Genomic DNA, 14828 nt, shown 5'->3' on the forward strand with positions numbered 1-14828 from the left:
TGGGGGGACCACCCTCCAAGCCTAAGTACTCCTCAGTGACCGATAGTGCACCAGTACCGTGAGGGAAAGGTGAAAAGCACCCCGACGAGGGGAGTGAAACAGACCTGAAACCGGATGCCTACAAGCAGTCGGAGCGGCCTTGTGCCGTGACGGCGTACCTTTTGTATAATGGGTCAGCGACTTAGAGTATGCAGCGAGCTTAAGCCGGTAGGTGGAGGCGCAGCGAAAGCGAGTCTGAACAGGGCGCTTGAGTTGCATGCTCTAGACCCGAAACCTGATGATCTAGCCATGGGCAGGTTGAAGGTGCGGTAACACGCACTGGAGGACCGAACTCACGCCTGTTGAAAAAGTCGGAGATGACCTGTGGCTAGGGGTGAAAGGCCAATCAAATCAGGAAATAGCTGGTTCTCCGCGAAAGCTATTTAGGTAGCGCGTCGGATGATTGCCCACGGGGGTAGAGCACTGGATGGGCTAGGGGGCCTCACCGCTTACCAAACCTAACCAAACTCCGAATACCGTGGAGCACAGTCCGGCAGACAGACGGTCGGTGCTAAGGTCGATCGTCAAGAGGGAAACAGCCCAGACCGCCAGCTAAGGTCCCCAAGTGGTGGCTAAGTGGGAAAGGATGTGGGAAGGCCATGACAACCAGGAGGTTGGCTTAGAAGCAGCCATCCTTTAAAGAAAGCGTAATAGCTCACTGGTCTAGACAAGCCGGCCTGCGCCGAAAATGTACCGGGGCTCAAGCCACCCACCGAAGCTGCGGGTGCACGCAAGTGCGCGGTAGCGGAGCGTTGCCTAGGCCGATGAAGGGCACCCGTGAGGTTGCCTGGAGGTATGGCAAGTGAGAATGCTGACATGAGTAGCGACAAAGAGTGTGAGAAACACTCTCGCCGGAAGTCCAAGGGTTCCTGCGCACGGTTAATCCGCGCAGGGTGAGCCGGCCCCTAAGGCGAGGCCGAAAGGCGTAGTCGATGGGAACCTGGTTAATATTCCAGGGCCTGGCAGAGGTGACGAATCCCGAAGTGCGTACGGCCTTATCGGATTGGCCGTGCGCTGGAGGGGTTCCTGGAAACAGCCCTGCCGACAAGACCGTACCCGAAACCGACACAGGTGGACAGGTAGAGTATACCCAGGCGCTTGAGAGAATGGTGTTGAAGGAACTCGGCAAATTACCCTCGTAACTTCGGGAGAAGAGGGCCCCGTTCCTGCGCAAGCAGGGGCGGGGGGCACAGACCAGGGGGTGGCGACTGTTTACTAAAAACACAGGGCTCTGCGAAGTCTCGCATGACGACGTATAGGGTCTGACGCCTGCCCGGTGCCGGAAGGTTAAAGGGAGGGGTGCAAGCTCCGAACTGAAGCCCCGGTAAACGGCGGCCGTAACTATAACGGTCCTAAGGTAGCGAAATTCCTTGTCGGGTAAGTTCCGACCTGCACGAATGGCGTAACGACTTCCCCGCTGTCTCCAACACCAACTCAGCGAAATTGAATTCTCCGTGAAGATGCGGAGTACCCGCGGTCAGACGGAAAGACCCCGTGCACCTTTACTCCAGCTTTGCAGTGGTGCCAGGGTTCCCATGTGTAGGATAGGTGGGAGGCTTTGAAGCCAGGGCGCCAGCTCCGGTGGAGCCATCCTTGAAATACCACCCTTGGGATCTCTGGCATCTAACCGCGCTCCCTGAACCGGGAGCCGGGACCCTGCATGGCGGGGAGTTTGACTGGGGCGGTCGCCTCCCAAAGAGTAACGGAGGCGCGCGAAGGTTGGCTCAGAGCGGTCGGAAATCGCTCGACGAGTGCAATGGCATAAGCCAGCCTGACTGCGAGACCGACAAGTCGAGCAGAGACGAAAGTCGGCCATAGTGATCCGGTGGTCCCGCGTGGAAGGGCCATCGCTCAACGGATAAAAGGTACGCCGGGGATAACAGGCTGATCTCCCCCAAGAGTCCACATCGACGGGGAGGTTTGGCACCTCGATGTCGGCTCATCACATCCTGGGGCTGGAGCAGGTCCCAAGGGTTCGGCTGTTCGCCGATTAAAGTGGTACGTGAGCTGGGTTTAGAACGTCGTGAGACAGTTCGGTCCCTATCTGCCGTGGGTGTCGGAGTGCTGAGAGGCGCTGTCCCTAGTACGAGAGGACCGGGATGGACGCACCTCTGGTGTACCGGTTGTGGCGCCAGCCGCATCGCCGGGTAGCTAAGTGCGGACGGGATAACCGCTGAAAGCATCTAAGCGGGAAACCCCCCTCAAAACAAGCACTCCCCGAGAGCCGGGATAGACCATCCCGTCGATAGGAGGCGTGTGGAAGCGCGGCAACGCGTGAAGCTAAGCCTTACTAATCGCTCGATCGGCTTGATCCCAACGCGGCGCGTCATGCGCAGCAGCAAGCCCGCAGAACAAAGCATCCGTCGAAGACGCATCGCATCCTCATCACCCGCCTCAAGGCACCCGGGCGCTTGGTCGACCTGGTGGTCATAGCGAGGGGCCCGCACCCGATCCCATCCCGAACTCGGCCGTGAAAACCCTCCGCGCCAATGGTACTGCGTCTCAAGACGTGGGAGAGTAGGTCGCCGCCAGGTCCACCAACCGCCCGGACGCCTCCAAGGCAGGACCAACCGTCACGAATTCTCCCATGCGGATACGCTCAGCGCCGCCCGGTAACCCGGGCGGCGCTGATGTCGTTCACGGATACTGACCGGCGATCAGTCCGCGCTTTGGTCGATCCGGGCCATTTCGGCGCCCGCCTTGCGCAGGCTTTGGCCGGCTTCGTCCATCAGGGACAGGCTGCCCCCAAGGCTGCTCGTCAGTTCGCTGATCCGTTTCGCCGTGTCGCTCGCGATCTGCGTGGAAACCTCGGAGATCCGGATGTTGCTGTTGTGCAGGGTCTCGATCCGGTCCCGGAGGATGCTGCTCTGGCAGGACAGGAGCGCATCGACCGATCGGCAGTTCATGAGCTCCTCAAGATCGCTCATGTTCTTCTGCGCGGTCTCACGGGTCGTATTGATCCATTCGTGCATGATGGCCTGCCAACCCTCCGTCACGATGGTGCCGCATCTCATCAGCACGTCCATGTTGAGGGTGGCTTGCTTCGCGGCTTCTTCGGATACCCTCATGGAAAAGTCGAGCATCCTGCCGATCCGAGCCGACGATTCTCCGACAAGCTGGACGGCCGAATCCATCGACTTGTCACCCGCCTCCTTTCCCGCCTCTCTGACGGACCGGAGCGTGTTCTTCGATGCCTCGATTATCCTGCTTTCCTCGGCGTCTGCGACGGTCGCAGCCCTTTCCTTATCCGCAGCCATCTCCTCACTCCTTAGCCGGTTTGGTCATCGACATTTCTTGAGTAGTGGCGCCCCGGTGTACGCGGCCGCATCCGGAGCGCGGCGACAGATTAACATGGCATTGGCAGCAGCACTGGAATAATGGAGCAGTGTTCGTGTGACAAACTGGGTTTAAATGTTAATATATCGATTTGTATAGACTTGGCGGTCTAAGCCTATTCACCGCAGATTGGAAGAACATCCTTTTGATCGTTGAAAACCAGCACTTTTGCAGACTAACGAAAAATATATAGGCATTTTTCAAAATTTTACCTATTTTCTGGCCCGGTTCCCTCAAGGCGGAATGGCTGCTATCCACCGTTGGCCTGGAAACCCCGAACGGCTAGCCTGGAGTCGTTTACCCGCTCAAGGTCCATGCCATGCCGCCGCGCCGTCCCAGACGCCCCTCCGATCCCGACCAGCTCGACCTGCTCGACATCCCCGAGGCGACAGCCGTGATGCTGACCTATTCCGGCCGGACGCTGGATCTGGAGCAGCCGGATTTCAGCCGTTTCGAGATCGAGGATATCGCTCGGCCGCTGGCCTATCAGTGCCGGTTCGTCGGCAATACCCGCGCTTTCTACAGCGTCGCCCAGCACTGCGTGCTGGCGAGCGAGCTGGCGCCCCATGGATTCGAGTACGAAGCCCTGATGCACGACAGCGAGGAGGCGTTCACCGGCGACTGGCCGACGCCGTGGAAGGTCCGGATCGGCCGCGACGCGATCAAGGCCGCCATCGAGCCGCTGAAGGTGGCGCTCGCCGCCCGATTCGGCTTCAGCCATCCCCAGCATGACGCGGTCAAGCTCGCCGACCAGCGCAGCCTCGCGACGGAGCTTCGCGACCTCTGCGCTCCCCATCGGGTCAACTGGCGGGATTTGCCGGCTCCCTCGCCCAGTCCCATCGTGCCGCTTGGACCCGACGATGCCATGGCCGCTTTCATCAGGCGCTATCATGAACTGCGTTCGTCCCAGCCGCACAAAGCCTGAGGAAACAAATCCGACCCCGTTCCGTTCTTGCCGGTGATCCGAGCTTTGTTGATGGCACGAGGAACGAAAGCATGCAGGTCATTCGGGTTGCAGACCATGCCCGGGAGCTTGAAGAGCCCGGTCTGGACCGGTTCAGCGCGGCATATGAGGAGCGGCTGGAGCGGGTCCTGAAAGACCTCTTCTCGGCCTGCCCGGACTGCGCCAGCGACGCGTGGGAGGAGGCGGCCGACGACTTCGACAGCCAGGTCGGGCGAGAGAAGGTCGTCGAATTCTGCCTGGAGCGCGGCTACGATGTCCGCCGCCACCCGGGCGGCGGTATCAACGGCAAGACCGAGCTTGTCGGGTGCTGGCGGGACGTGGGCATCATGCTGTTGGCCAGGGACCGCGGGTTGATCGACGCCTGACCTTTGGCCGGGACTGTGGGCGGGCGGTCGGCAGGGCGGGCGTAAACGGAGAGGGGACGGACATGAAAATCGACGGCAGACCATACCGGACGATCTGGCTCGCCGACGACGGCTGGTCGGTGGAGATCATCGACCAAACGCGCCTTCCCCATGATTTCGCGATCGCCCGCCTGACGACGGTCGAGGAGGCGGCGCACGCGATCCGCGCTATGCTGGTGCGCGGAGCGCCGCTGATCGGGGCCACCGCGGCCTACGGCATGGCCCTGGCGGCTCGGGAGGCGCCGGACGACAAATCCCTGTCGCAAGCTTCGGACCGCCTGCTGGAGACCCGCCCGACTGCGATCAACCTGCGCTGGGCGCTGGAGCGGATGCGCAGGCGCCTCGCCGAACTGGCGCCCGCCGACCGCGCCGCGGCGGCCTATGACGAAGCCGCGGCCCTGTGCGACGAGGACGTGGCGTTCAACGAATCGATCGGCACCCACGGCGCCGACCTGATCCGGCAGGCGTCGGAGAAGGCCGGGGGCAGGGTGGTCAACGTCCTGACCCACTGCAACGCCGGATGGCTCGCCACGGTGGACTGGGGCACGGCGCTGTCCCCCATCTACAAGGCGTTCGAGGAAGGCATCCCCCTGCATGTCTGGGTCGACGAGACCCGGCCCCGCAACCAGGGAGCCAGCCTGACCGCCTGGGAACTGAATCACCATGGCGTGCCGCACACGGTGGTGGTCGACAATGTCGGCGGTCACCTGATGCAGCACGGCATGGTCGATCTGTGCATCACCGGAACCGACCGGACCACCGCGAGCGGCGACGTCTGCAACAAGATCGGGACCTATCTGAAAGCCCTCGCGGCGCACGACAACGGCGTGCCGTTCTACGTGGCGCTGCCGTCCCCGACCATAGACTGGACCATCGAGGACGGCGTCAGGCAGATCCCGATCGAGCAGAGGGACGGCTCCGAGGTTTCGGCCCTGACCGGACGCACGGCGGATGGACGGATCGAGACGGTCACCGTCACGCCGGAAGGCAGCCCGGTCGCCAACTACGCCTTCGACGTCACCCCGGCGCGGCTCGTCACCGGGCTGATCACCGAGCGCGGCGTCTGCCCGGCCTCGCGCGAGGGTCTGCGCAGCTTGTTCCCCACATCCTGAAGCGCCGGAAATCGCGGAGTTTCGGACGTTGATGGGCCGACCTTCGATCCCGGAGCATCAGTTCCGGGTCATCGGCCCCAGATGCTCGGCCGCGGTGCGTAGCGTGGTCTTCACCGTCATGGGCGAATAGGGCTTGTCCATGAAGCCCAGCGGCAGGGCTCCCTCGGCCCGCGCGCGGGTCGCCGGATCGTTGTTGGCGGTCATGAAGATCGATCCGATGCCGAACCGGGTCCTGATCTCCCGCGCCGCCCAGATGCCGTCCATCTCTCCGGCCAGCCGGATGTCCATCAGGACCATGTCGGGCAGGACTTCCCCGGCAAGCCGGATGGCGTCCTCGGCCGTCGCCGTCACGCCGCACACGCCATAGCCCAGCCGCGCCACCAGGCGCTTCAGGGCCAGCGCCGTTATCGCCTCGTCCTCGACCAGCAGCAACTGGAGCCCCGTGCCGGCTTTCCGGTTGCCGTCGTTCCGCCCGGCAACGGGCGGCGTGGAGCCGCCGCCCAGGCTGCCCAGTCCGCTGACCCGATAGTCGATCGCCGGCTGCATCAGTTCGAACCCCCGCTGGAAGCGTGTGGTTGCCAAGTTACGCTCACGTATCATGTTAAGTAGGCGGCAGGGAGACGGTAAATCGAGCGCCTCCCGCCTCGTCGGTCGCACCATAGGAGAACTTGGCCGCCAACTGGAGCGATAGTGAACTGACTATGGTCATTCCCAGGCCACCATTCAACGGCTCGAAATCGTCGGGCAGTCCGACGCCGTGGTCGGCTACGGTCAGGACATACCCGCCCCCCTCCTGCCGGACGAAGGAAACCCGGATGGTGCCGTCCGCTCCGGGCGGATAGGCGTACTTGAAGGCGTTGGTGACCAGTTCGTTCACGATCAGGGCCAGGGGGATCGCGCGGTCGGTCGACAGCTCGGCCGGGTCCGCCCGGACCTCCAGCTGATATTCCTCGCCTTCCGACAGCATGAAGTTCGACAGGTCGTCGCACAGCCCGTACAGGTACTGGTCGAATTCGACGCTTTGCAGCTTGTCCGTCTGGTAGAGCCGCTGGTGCAGCTGGGCGACCGTGGAGACCCGATTGTGAGCGTCGGCGAACTGGCGCCTCGTGTCCGGATCGTCGATCCCGTCGCCTTGCAGCGACAGCAGGCTGGCGATCATGTGGAGGCTGTTCTTGACGCGGTGGTTCACTTCCCGCATCAGCATGTCCTTCTGGACCAGCAGACCGTCCTTCTCGGCCGCCAGCGCCTCGATCTCGCGGAGCTTGGCGCTGAGTTCGGCAAGCTTGCGCTGGTGGCGGACGATCACCTCGTCGATCGCATGGCCCAGACTGTGGGCGATCTCCAGCGTCCAGGACGGCCATGGCTGGGAATAGCACCGCATCCGCTCGGTCCAGCGCTCGAAGGAGCGGCGCGGCAGGATGCGCGTCCTTTCCGCGTCCAGGCTGACGGGCTTGTTCGGGTCGCCGCCCCAGGTGATCGTCCTGGTCACCTCCGGCCGGAACCACATCAGCGCGTTCGCCTGGTCGGGACCCAGGAAAACCGCCAGCGCGCCGCTGGCGATGTTCGAATGCTCGGCGAACCGGGGAGAAATGCCGGCTATATGGTCGGTCCCGACCGGGTGTCCGGCGTCCGATCGCCGGCGCAGCGCCTCGGCCATCTCCAGGACGGTTTCGGGCGGCGGCGTTTCGCCGACGAGCCGGACCTCCCCGTCGCGGATCACCGCGGCACCGCCCGCGTCGAACAGGCGGTCGAGCGTCACCGGGCCGTGGGTCAGCGCCGCGACGAAATCGTCGGCGCCGGCCATCTGCTCCAGCAGCCGGGCGTGGATCTCCACATGAGCCTGGCGCTCGTCCCAGTCGGCGGTGGTTTCCACCTCTGTCAGGCGCATGGCGAAGGCGTCGACCAGCAGGGTGACCGCGGTCCGGACGCCAGGCGGTATCAGCAGCGGCTCGCGGTGATGCCCGATCACCAGCCCCCAGAGCCGCCCGTGCTTCATCACCGAAACCGACATGGAGCCGTTGACGCCCAGGTTCCGGTGATACTCCAGATGGACCGGCGACAGGGCGCGCAGGCGGGCGAAGGTCAGGTCGAGCGGCTGCGACCCGTCTCGCGACCCCACGGACACCAGCGGGATCCGGTCGGCGTCGCGGTTCGGAACGAAACGGCTGTGGTTGCGCGCATAAAGGTCGCGCGCTTGGCGGGGGATGTCCGATTCCGGAAAATGCAGGCCCAGCAGCGAGGGTTCCAGGTCCGCGACCTTGTCCTCGGCGATGGCTTCGCCGTTCCACTCCGGGTCGAAGCGGTAGATCAGCACCCGCTCCAGTCCGGTCAGTTCCCGGATGGCGGTCACCGTGAGCCGGCCCAATTCCGCGAGCGACCGGACATCGCGCAGGCGCACCATGGTGCGCGGCAGCATGGCGGGGGCCGTGTCGGAACTTCCGGCCGGCTCCGCTTCGACGATGACGAACCCGCCGTGGGCATGGACCGCGTAATCCAGGAGGGCACCGCCACCCGGGAGCACCGAGGCGGTGCGCAAAGGATTGGCTCCGTCCAGGTCGCCGGCATCCCGCGCACCGCGGATCCGGTCCGCCAGATCGGCGCCGGCCAGTTCGGCCAGTGGCCGGTGGCGGAGATCGCCGGGGGCGACGCCGAACAGGTCCGGCGCGTTGGCGCTGTAGGCGGCCAGCGACAGATCCGCGGGGTTCAACGCCAGCAGCGCTCCATGCGGCTGGATGGCGCCCGGAATGTGGATCGGTTCGCGCTCGCACGGGGTCAGGTCGACGCCTTCGGCGGATACCAGCCGTTCGACCAGGGTGCGGGCTCCGTTACGGTCGAGTTCTGGGGAAGGCCGGCTGGCGGCACCGGAAGCTTCAGGACGGTGAGAGGAGTACATGCTCATCCGGACAGGGTTCTAAGCGCGACATACAATAACACGCCGCATGCCGCCATGTTCAAGCCAAGCCGCCCGCTCTGCCCAAAGGCCTACCCATCGTACTTGCGTAGATCGTCGATCATCTTGCCGTCGTTGGGCAGGCTGCCGGGCGCCACGATCTCGACCGAGCCCTTCAGCTTGGTCACGGCCGCGAGGCTGGCCGCCAGCGCGCCGGCGTCGGCATCGGACGGCGCCTCCACCTTCAAGGTCATGGTGTCGGCCCCCTCGGCCCGATCGACCACCAGGCGGCCGCGCCGGCATTCCGGGTGCCGCTTCAGGACCTCGGCGACCTGCCCGGCATGGACGAACATGCCCTTGACCTTGGTGGTCTGGTCGGCGCGGCCCAGCCAGCCGCGGATGCGCCGGTTGGTCCGCCCGCACGGGCTGGTGCCGGGCATGAAGGCGGACAGGTCGCCGGTCGCGAAGCGCACCAGCGGATAGTCGCGGTTGAGCACCGTCACGACGATCTCCCCGACCTCGCCCTCGGCGACCGGGTCGCCGGTGCCGGGGCGCACGATCTCGACGATCACGTGCTCGTCCAGCACCAGCCCGTCGCGGGCGGCGGTTTCATAGGCGACCAAGCCCAGGTCGGCGGTGCCGTAGCTCTGGAAGACCTCCAGGCCGCGGTCCCGGTAGAAGCGCTTGACGTCAGGCATGAAGGCGCCGCCGGTGACATGGCCGAGCCTCAGGAACGACAGGTCGACGCCCTGCTCGTCGGCCTTTTCCAGGATCACCTTCAGGTAGTCGGGCGTGCCGGCATAGCCCGCCGGCCGGACCCCGGCGATCGCCTGGACCTGAAGTTCCGTATTACCGGTGCCGGCGGGAAACACCGCGCAGCCGAGCGCGTGGGCGCCGCTCTCGAACATCGAGCCGGCCGGAGTGAAATGATAGGAGAAGCAGTTGTGCAGAACGTCGCCGGCGCGGAATCCCGTGGCGAACAGCGCCCGCGCGAAGCGCCAGTAATCCGTCCGCCGGGCCTCCGGATCGAAGATCGGGCCGGGCGAGGCGAAGATCCGGGCGAGCTCCCCCGGGGCCACCGCGCTGAACCCGCCAAACGGCGGCTCCCGCCCCTGAAGGTCTGTCAGGTCCGATTTGCGGGTGACCGGCAGGGCGGCCAGGCTTTCCCATGTGGTCACCGCCATGGCGTCGATGCCGCCCAGGATGCGGCCATAGGCAGGGGCACGCCGCTGGGCCAGATGGATCTGTTCCGGCAAGGCCGCCAGCAGCGACGCCTCCCTTTCGTCGGCCGAGCGGGTCTCCAGATCGTCATGGAAGTTGTTGGCCATCGGGTGCCCTCTTATTCGATGAAAGCTTTACGAGCGCTGCCTATTACCCGGGTGTCGCATACTATTCATAAAGTCGCACCTGTTTTCTCTTTACCACGATCCCGGGTTGATCGTATGGTTCTACAAGAGGTTGTGGTCAAGTGCCGGAGGGTGCCATGGGGGATTGGACGACGGTTCAGTTTTCGGAAGTCCCCGACCTTCCGACCCGCAAGGCCATCCTGCGATGGGCCGAGCAGAGCATCACCGGCCGCTTCCTCAGCTTCAACACGACCGACGGGCTGGGCCGCCGAAAATTCGGCCTGGAGTTCCAGCACCCCGACGACGCCGCCAGCTTCCAGCGCCGCTGGCTGGCCGGGCAGGAGCTTTGCGAAGAGCAAGGGTGCGCCGACTGAGTTCTTGATTTACTGTTTTCGGGCCACAGATGAACGGCGATGGAAAAGATGATCTTTTCCATCGCCGTTCATCTGTGGCAAAAATTTTCACTTTTACAACGCGAAAACCAACGCAGCGTCACGCTACAGCCACCTCTTGCGGCGCTTGTAGCTCTTCAGGTTCTTGAAGCTGCGCCGTTCCTCGCCCCCGCCGCCGAGGTAGAATTCCTTCACGTCCTCATTGTTGACCAGTTCCTCCGCCGTGCCGTCGAGCACGACCTTGCCTGACTCCATGATATAGCCGTAACTGGCGGCGTGGAGCGCCATGCGGGCGTTCTGCTCGACCAGCAGGATGGTGACTCCCAGGTCGCGGTTGATCTGGCGGATGATCGAGAAGACCTCCTTCACCAGCAGCGGCGACAAGCCCATGGAAGGCTCGTCCATCAGGATCAGCTTTGGCCGCGCCATCAGCGCGCGGCCGATCGCCAGCATCTGCTGCTCGCCGCCCGAGAGATATCCAGCGAGGCCGGTCCGCTCCTTCAGACGCGGGAAATATTCATAGACCATCTCGATGTCCTGCTTGACCCCCTTGTCGCGCCGGGTAAAGGCGCCCAGGCGGAGGTTTTCCAGGCAGGTCATGTCGGAGACGATGCGGCGGCCTTCCATCACCTGGAAGATGCCTCGGCGGACGATCTGGTCCGGATCGATCCCGTTGATCCGCTCCCCTTTGAAGCTGATGTCGCCCCGGGTGACCGCGCCGTCCTCGGTCTTCAACAGGCCGGAGATCGCCTTCAGCGTCGTGGACTTGCCGGCCCCGTTGGCGCCCAGCAGGGCCACGATCTCGCCTTCCGGCACCTGGAGACTCAGGCCGCGCAGGACCAGGATGACGTCGCTGTAGACGACCTCGATATTGTTGACGGAAAGCAGGGCCGGCTTGCCCGCGGCTGCGGCCGGCGCGGGGGCGGCGTTGGCGTCGATGACGGCGGTCATGGCCTCAATCCAGTAGTGAAGGAGGCCGGGACGGGAGGACCGTCCCGGCGCAGGTCGGGCCGGATGCTGCTTACCAGCCCAGCCATTCCTTCTTGCGCGGCAGGTCGACGCTGGTGACCTTCTCCAGCTTGATCGTTCCCGCCTTCACCAGCTCGTCCACCGAGGCCTCGGTGGCGCCGCCGACCTTGGCGCGGTAGATCGCCACGGTGGTGGTGCCGCGATGGTCGTCCGGCGTCCAGGTCGAGGGGACGCAGACCCCTTCCATGCCGGCCGGCACCCAGTCCTTCTTCTGGTACATGCCCTGCTTGATGTTGGCGCCGGTGATGCCGCCGTTCTTGGCGGCCCACTCCATCGCCTCCTTCATGTAGAAGGCGGAGCAGATGCCGCTGATATAGTGGACGGGCCGATAGGCGTTGCCCGACGCGTCGGAGACCTTGGAGATTTCCCGGACCGTCTGCATGCCCGGCGCCTCTCCGCCCCACACCACGCCGGTGCGGACCGGGAAGACCACGCCGTCGGCGGCCTTGCCGGCGGCCTTCATGGCGTTCTCGTCCATGCCCCAGACATTGCCCATGAACTGCACCTTGGCGCCGACCGTGTCGCAGGCCCGCAGCACCGAGATGTTGGACCCCGCGGTATTGCCCAGGTAGGCATAGTTGGCGCCGCTGTCCTTCAGCGTCAGGCACTGGGCGGTATAGTCGCCCGGCGTCAGCGCGAACTGCACGGCGGGAAGCACCTCGAACCCCAGCTCCTTCGCCAACTCCTCGCCGGCCTCCTTGGGCGCGTTGGGGTAGGGGTGGTTGGCGCCCATGTGGACGTATTTCGGCTTGCCCGAACCGCCCTTGGCCTTCCAGTCCTCCGCCGCCCATTGCAGCATGGCGCGCAGCGAGTCCGAATAGGACGGGCCGTAGAAGAAGTTGTACGGCGCCGCCTTGGTCGACTTCTCGCCCGATCCGTTCGGGTCGGTCAGCTGCCCGGCATAGGAGCCGGAGAAGTAGGGGATCTCGTCCTTGGCGATGAAGGTGATCAGCGCCTCGGTATCGGCCGTGCCCCAGCCCTGGATCGCCACGACCTTGTCGCGGCCGGACCACTTCTTGTACTGCGAGATCGCGCGCGGGACCTGATAGCCGTAGTCGAAGGTCTCGACGCCCATCTGGGTCCCGCCGGCGCCGCCGGTCTTGTTGATGTAGGCCAGCGCGTCGGCCACGCCCTGGCCGAACGGAACGCCCACGTCGGACGTGGCGCCGCTGTAGTCGGCCAGGTGCCCGACCTTGACCTGGGCCAGGGCCGGGGAAGCCAGGGCGATCGCCGCGGTCGCGGCCAGGATGACGCTCTTCATGTTCATGGGGTCAGCCTCCTCATACTCTTCTTGTGGTTGTTGATTATGGTTATCCGGACCCGGTCAGTGGGAGAACGGGTAGAGCTTCCAGTAGGCCTTGACCTGGTGCCACCGGTGGGCCAGCCCGTCCGGCTCGAAGATCAGGAACAGGATGATCACGGCGCCGATCGCCATCTCGCGCAGGAAGGCGAGGCTGTTGCTCAGGTCCAGCGCCCGGTCGATGGCGCTTCCGGCCAGTGCGTCGGTCAGCCACTGCATGCTTTCCGGAAGCAGCACCATGAAGGCCGTGCCCATCAGCGATCCCATGATGGAGCCCAGCCCGCCGATGATGATCATGCCCAGGAACTGGATCGAGAACAGGATCGTGAAGCCCTCGACCGAGACGAACTGGAGATAGTGGGCGTAGAGCGCGCCGCCGATCCCGGCATAGAAGGCCGAGATGCCGAACGACAGGGTCCGGTACTTGGTCAGGTTGATGCCCATCATCTCCGCCGAGAGGTAATGGTCCCGCACCGCCACCAGCGCCCGCCCGTCGCGGGTGCGCATCAGGTTGGTGCCGAGGATGTACATCACGACCACGTAGGCCAGCACGACGTAGAAATAGCTCTCGTCGGTGTCGAAGGTGACTCCGAAGATCGAGAAGGGCTCGGTCAGCGTGCCCGCCACCCCGCCCGAGAACCAGGAGGCCCGGGCGAAGAAGTCCTGGAGGATGAACTGCGCCGCCAGCGTGGCGATCGCCAAGTAGAGCCCTTTCAGCCGCGCCGCCGGCAGGCCGAACACCATGCCGACCGCCGTCGTCATGACCCCGGCCAGCGGGATCGCGAAGAACACCGGCACGCCGAAGTTCGACACCAGCCAGGCGGAGCTGAAGGCCCCGAACCCGAAGAAGGCCGCGTGCCCGATCGAGATCTGGCCGGTGAACCCGACCAGGATGTTCAGCCCAAGCGCCGCGATCCCCAGGTATCCGATCTGGATCAGCAGGCTCAGCAGGTACCGGTCCATCACCAGCGGCGCCAGGCACAGCACCGCGATGCCCAGGATCACCATGTTGCGGCTGGTGGTGGTCGGAAAGATGGTCGTGTCGGCGGAGTAGGTCGTCTTGAAGTCGCCGCAGGGAATCAGCGTGGTCATGTCTCGGGCGCTCCGCTCAGACGCGTTCGATGTCTTTGGTGCCGAACAGCCCGTAGGGCTTGATCATCAGGATGATGATCAGGACGTAGAAGGGCGCGATCTCGTACATGTTTCCCCAGTTGAGGAACTGGCTGTCGAAGAAGTGCGCCACGTTCTCCAGCAGCCCGACGATCAGCCCGCCGATCACGGCGCCGACGATGCTGTCCAGCCCGCCCAGGATGACCGCCGGAAATACCTTGATGCCGAAGAAGGACAGCGCGGACGACACGCCGTTGACCGTGCCGACCACCACGCCGGCCACCGCCGACACCATGGCGGAGATCGCCCAGCTCAGCGCGAAGACGTTGCGGACCGAGATGCCCAGCGACTGCGCCACCTGCTGGTTGAACGCTGTCGCCCGCATGGCGAGGCCCATCTTCGAGAATTTGAAGAAATACCCGAACCCGGCCATGATGATCACCGAGATGATCAGGCTCATCAGGTAGACCGTCTGAACCTGGAGCCCGAAGACGCTGACCGACTCGGTCTCGAAGATCGGCGGGAAGGGCTTGGCGAACACGCCGAACATCCACTTCATCAGCGCCTGGAAGAAGATCGACAGCCCGATGGTGACCATGATCACCGAGATGATCGGCTCCCCGATCATGGGCCGCAGCACGACGATCTGGAGGATGACTCCGAACGCCATCATGAAGGCCAGCGTGATCAGGAAGCCCCAGACGAAGGGGATCTGGTATGTCGTCAGCAGCCACCAGCAGGCCCAGGCGCCGATCAGCAGGAACTCGCCCTGGGCGAAGTTGACCACCTGGCTCGCCTTGTAGATCAGCACGAACGACATGGCCACGACGCCGTACAGCGCGCCGACGATGATGCCGTTGACGACGAGCTGGAACAGCAGGTCCCAGTTCATGGCGAGGTTCCCTC

Annotated in this window: 13 protein-coding genes and 2 rRNA genes (1 of these 15 running past the window's edge); 7 read left to right on the forward strand and 8 right to left on the reverse strand. The window is 64.4% G+C overall.

Going from position 1 to position 14828, the window contains the following annotated elements:
* Both JL100_RS02790 and rrf read left to right on the forward strand, forming a co-directional pair.
* Positions 1-2354: ribosomal RNA gene (locus JL100_RS02790) — 23S ribosomal RNA — on the forward strand (it extends 389 nt beyond the left edge of the window).
* Positions 2355-2458: 104 nt separating this feature from the next.
* A 5S ribosomal RNA gene (gene rrf / locus JL100_RS02795) occupies positions 2459-2573 on the forward strand.
* A gap of 123 nt (positions 2574-2696) precedes the next feature.
* Here rrf and JL100_RS02800 read toward each other — a convergent pair.
* Positions 2697-3107 carry a phasin family protein gene (locus JL100_RS02800; protein ID WP_202682772.1) on the reverse strand — a complete coding sequence of 137 codons (411 nt, stop codon included), beginning with the start codon at positions 3105-3107 and terminating at the stop codon, positions 2697-2699.
* On the opposite strand from JL100_RS02800, the gene JL100_RS02805 reads away from it, so the two are divergent.
* The 4 genes from JL100_RS02805 (at position 3106) to mtnA (ending at position 5855) form a co-directional block, all read left to right on the forward strand.
* A complete protein-coding gene (locus JL100_RS02805; protein ID WP_202682773.1) occupies positions 3106-3417 on the forward strand; it encodes a hypothetical protein in 312 nt (103 codons plus the stop codon). The two genes, JL100_RS02800 and JL100_RS02805, sit on opposite strands and share 2 nt — an antisense overlap.
* A gap of 277 nt (positions 3418-3694) precedes the next feature.
* Positions 3695-4300: a transcriptional regulator gene (locus tag JL100_RS02810; protein ID WP_202682774.1), complete on the forward strand. Its 606-nt coding sequence runs from the start codon at positions 3695-3697 to the stop codon at positions 4298-4300.
* Positions 4301-4371: 71 nt separating this feature from the next.
* Positions 4372-4704, forward strand: a complete 333-nt coding sequence (locus JL100_RS02815) for a hypothetical protein (RefSeq protein ID WP_202682775.1) — start codon at positions 4372-4374, stop codon at positions 4702-4704.
* Between the two features lie 62 nt (positions 4705-4766).
* On the forward strand, positions 4767-5855 hold the full coding sequence (gene mtnA / locus JL100_RS02820) for an S-methyl-5-thioribose-1-phosphate isomerase (RefSeq protein ID WP_202682776.1): 1089 nt from the start codon (positions 4767-4769) through the stop codon (positions 5853-5855).
* 57 nt (positions 5856-5912) lie between these two features.
* Here the strand turns inward: mtnA and JL100_RS02825 are convergent, their stop codons facing one another.
* From JL100_RS02825 to JL100_RS02835, 3 genes are all read right to left on the reverse strand, one after another.
* Positions 5913-6437 carry a response regulator gene (locus JL100_RS02825; protein WP_202682777.1) on the reverse strand — a complete coding sequence of 175 codons (525 nt, stop codon included), beginning with the start codon at positions 6435-6437 and terminating at the stop codon, positions 5913-5915.
* A gap of 19 nt (positions 6438-6456) precedes the next feature.
* On the reverse strand, positions 6457-8748 hold the full coding sequence (locus JL100_RS02830; protein ID WP_202682779.1) for a histidine kinase dimerization/phosphoacceptor domain -containing protein: 2292 nt from the start codon (positions 8746-8748) through the stop codon (positions 6457-6459).
* An 89-nt stretch (positions 8749-8837) separates the two neighbouring features.
* A complete protein-coding gene (locus JL100_RS02835) occupies positions 8838-10073 on the reverse strand; it encodes a phenylacetate--CoA ligase family protein (RefSeq protein ID WP_202682781.1) in 1236 nt (411 codons plus the stop codon).
* 155 nt (positions 10074-10228) lie between these two features.
* Here JL100_RS02835 and JL100_RS02840 point away from each other — a divergent pair, with 155 nt between their 5' ends.
* Complete coding sequence (locus JL100_RS02840; RefSeq protein WP_202682783.1) at positions 10229-10465, forward strand: hypothetical protein; 237 nt, start codon at positions 10229-10231, stop codon at positions 10463-10465.
* 123 nt (positions 10466-10588) lie between these two features.
* Here the strand turns inward: JL100_RS02840 and JL100_RS02845 are convergent, their stop codons facing one another.
* The 4 genes from JL100_RS02845 to JL100_RS02860 all read right to left on the reverse strand — a co-directional run bounded on the left by JL100_RS02845 (position 10589) and on the right by JL100_RS02860 (position 14814).
* Positions 10589-11434, reverse strand: coding sequence for an ABC transporter ATP-binding protein (locus JL100_RS02845; RefSeq protein WP_407696945.1), 846 nt, complete (start codon positions 11432-11434; stop codon positions 10589-10591).
* Positions 11435-11504: 70 nt separating this feature from the next.
* A complete protein-coding gene (locus tag JL100_RS02850) occupies positions 11505-12773 on the reverse strand; it encodes an ABC transporter substrate-binding protein (protein WP_407697006.1) in 1269 nt (422 codons plus the stop codon).
* Positions 12774-12836: 63 nt separating this feature from the next.
* The gene (locus tag JL100_RS02855) at positions 12837-13904 is read right to left on the reverse strand and encodes a branched-chain amino acid ABC transporter permease (protein WP_201077149.1); all 1068 of its coding nucleotides are present in this window, start codon (positions 13902-13904) and stop codon (positions 12837-12839) included.
* A gap of 16 nt (positions 13905-13920) precedes the next feature.
* Complete coding sequence (locus JL100_RS02860; protein ID WP_202682786.1) at positions 13921-14814, reverse strand: branched-chain amino acid ABC transporter permease; 894 nt, start codon at positions 14812-14814, stop codon at positions 13921-13923.
* Positions 14815-14828: the final 14 nt, after the last annotated feature.

The organism is Skermanella mucosa (genome assembly GCF_016765655.2).
Taxonomy (GTDB): Bacteria; Pseudomonadota; Alphaproteobacteria; order Azospirillales; family Azospirillaceae; genus Skermanella; species Skermanella mucosa.

Excerpts from the sequence above, each read along its gene's own strand:
- JL100_RS02810 (WP_202682774.1), top strand. The coding sequence starts at position 3,695 with ATGCCGCCGCGCCGTCCCAGACGCCCCTCCGATCCCGACCAGCTCGAC.
- JL100_RS02830 (WP_202682779.1), bottom strand. The coding sequence starts at position 8,748 with ATGTACTCCTCTCACCGTCCTGAAGCTTCCGGTGCCGCCAGCCGGCCT.
- JL100_RS02805 (WP_202682773.1), top strand. The coding sequence starts at position 3,106 with ATGGAAAAGTCGAGCATCCTGCCGATCCGAGCCGACGATTCTCCGACA.
- JL100_RS02850 (WP_407697006.1), bottom strand. The coding sequence starts at position 12,773 with ATGAAGAGCGTCATCCTGGCCGCGACCGCGGCGATCGCCCTGGCTTCC.
- JL100_RS02840 (WP_202682783.1), top strand. The coding sequence starts at position 10,229 with ATGGGGGATTGGACGACGGTTCAGTTTTCGGAAGTCCCCGACCTTCCG.
- JL100_RS02855 (WP_201077149.1), bottom strand. The coding sequence starts at position 13,904 with ATGACCACGCTGATTCCCTGCGGCGACTTCAAGACGACCTACTCCGCC.
- JL100_RS02845 (WP_407696945.1), bottom strand. The coding sequence starts at position 11,434 with ATGACCGCCGTCATCGACGCCAACGCCGCCCCCGCGCCGGCCGCAGCC.
- JL100_RS02835 (WP_202682781.1), bottom strand. The coding sequence starts at position 10,073 with ATGGCCAACAACTTCCATGACGATCTGGAGACCCGCTCGGCCGACGAA.
- mtnA (WP_202682776.1), top strand. The coding sequence starts at position 4,767 with ATGAAAATCGACGGCAGACCATACCGGACGATCTGGCTCGCCGACGAC.
- JL100_RS02815 (WP_202682775.1), top strand. The coding sequence starts at position 4,372 with ATGCAGGTCATTCGGGTTGCAGACCATGCCCGGGAGCTTGAAGAGCCC.
- JL100_RS02860 (WP_202682786.1), bottom strand. The coding sequence starts at position 14,814 with ATGAACTGGGACCTGCTGTTCCAGCTCGTCGTCAACGGCATCATCGTC.
- JL100_RS02800 (WP_202682772.1), bottom strand. The coding sequence starts at position 3,107 with ATGAGGGTATCCGAAGAAGCCGCGAAGCAAGCCACCCTCAACATGGAC.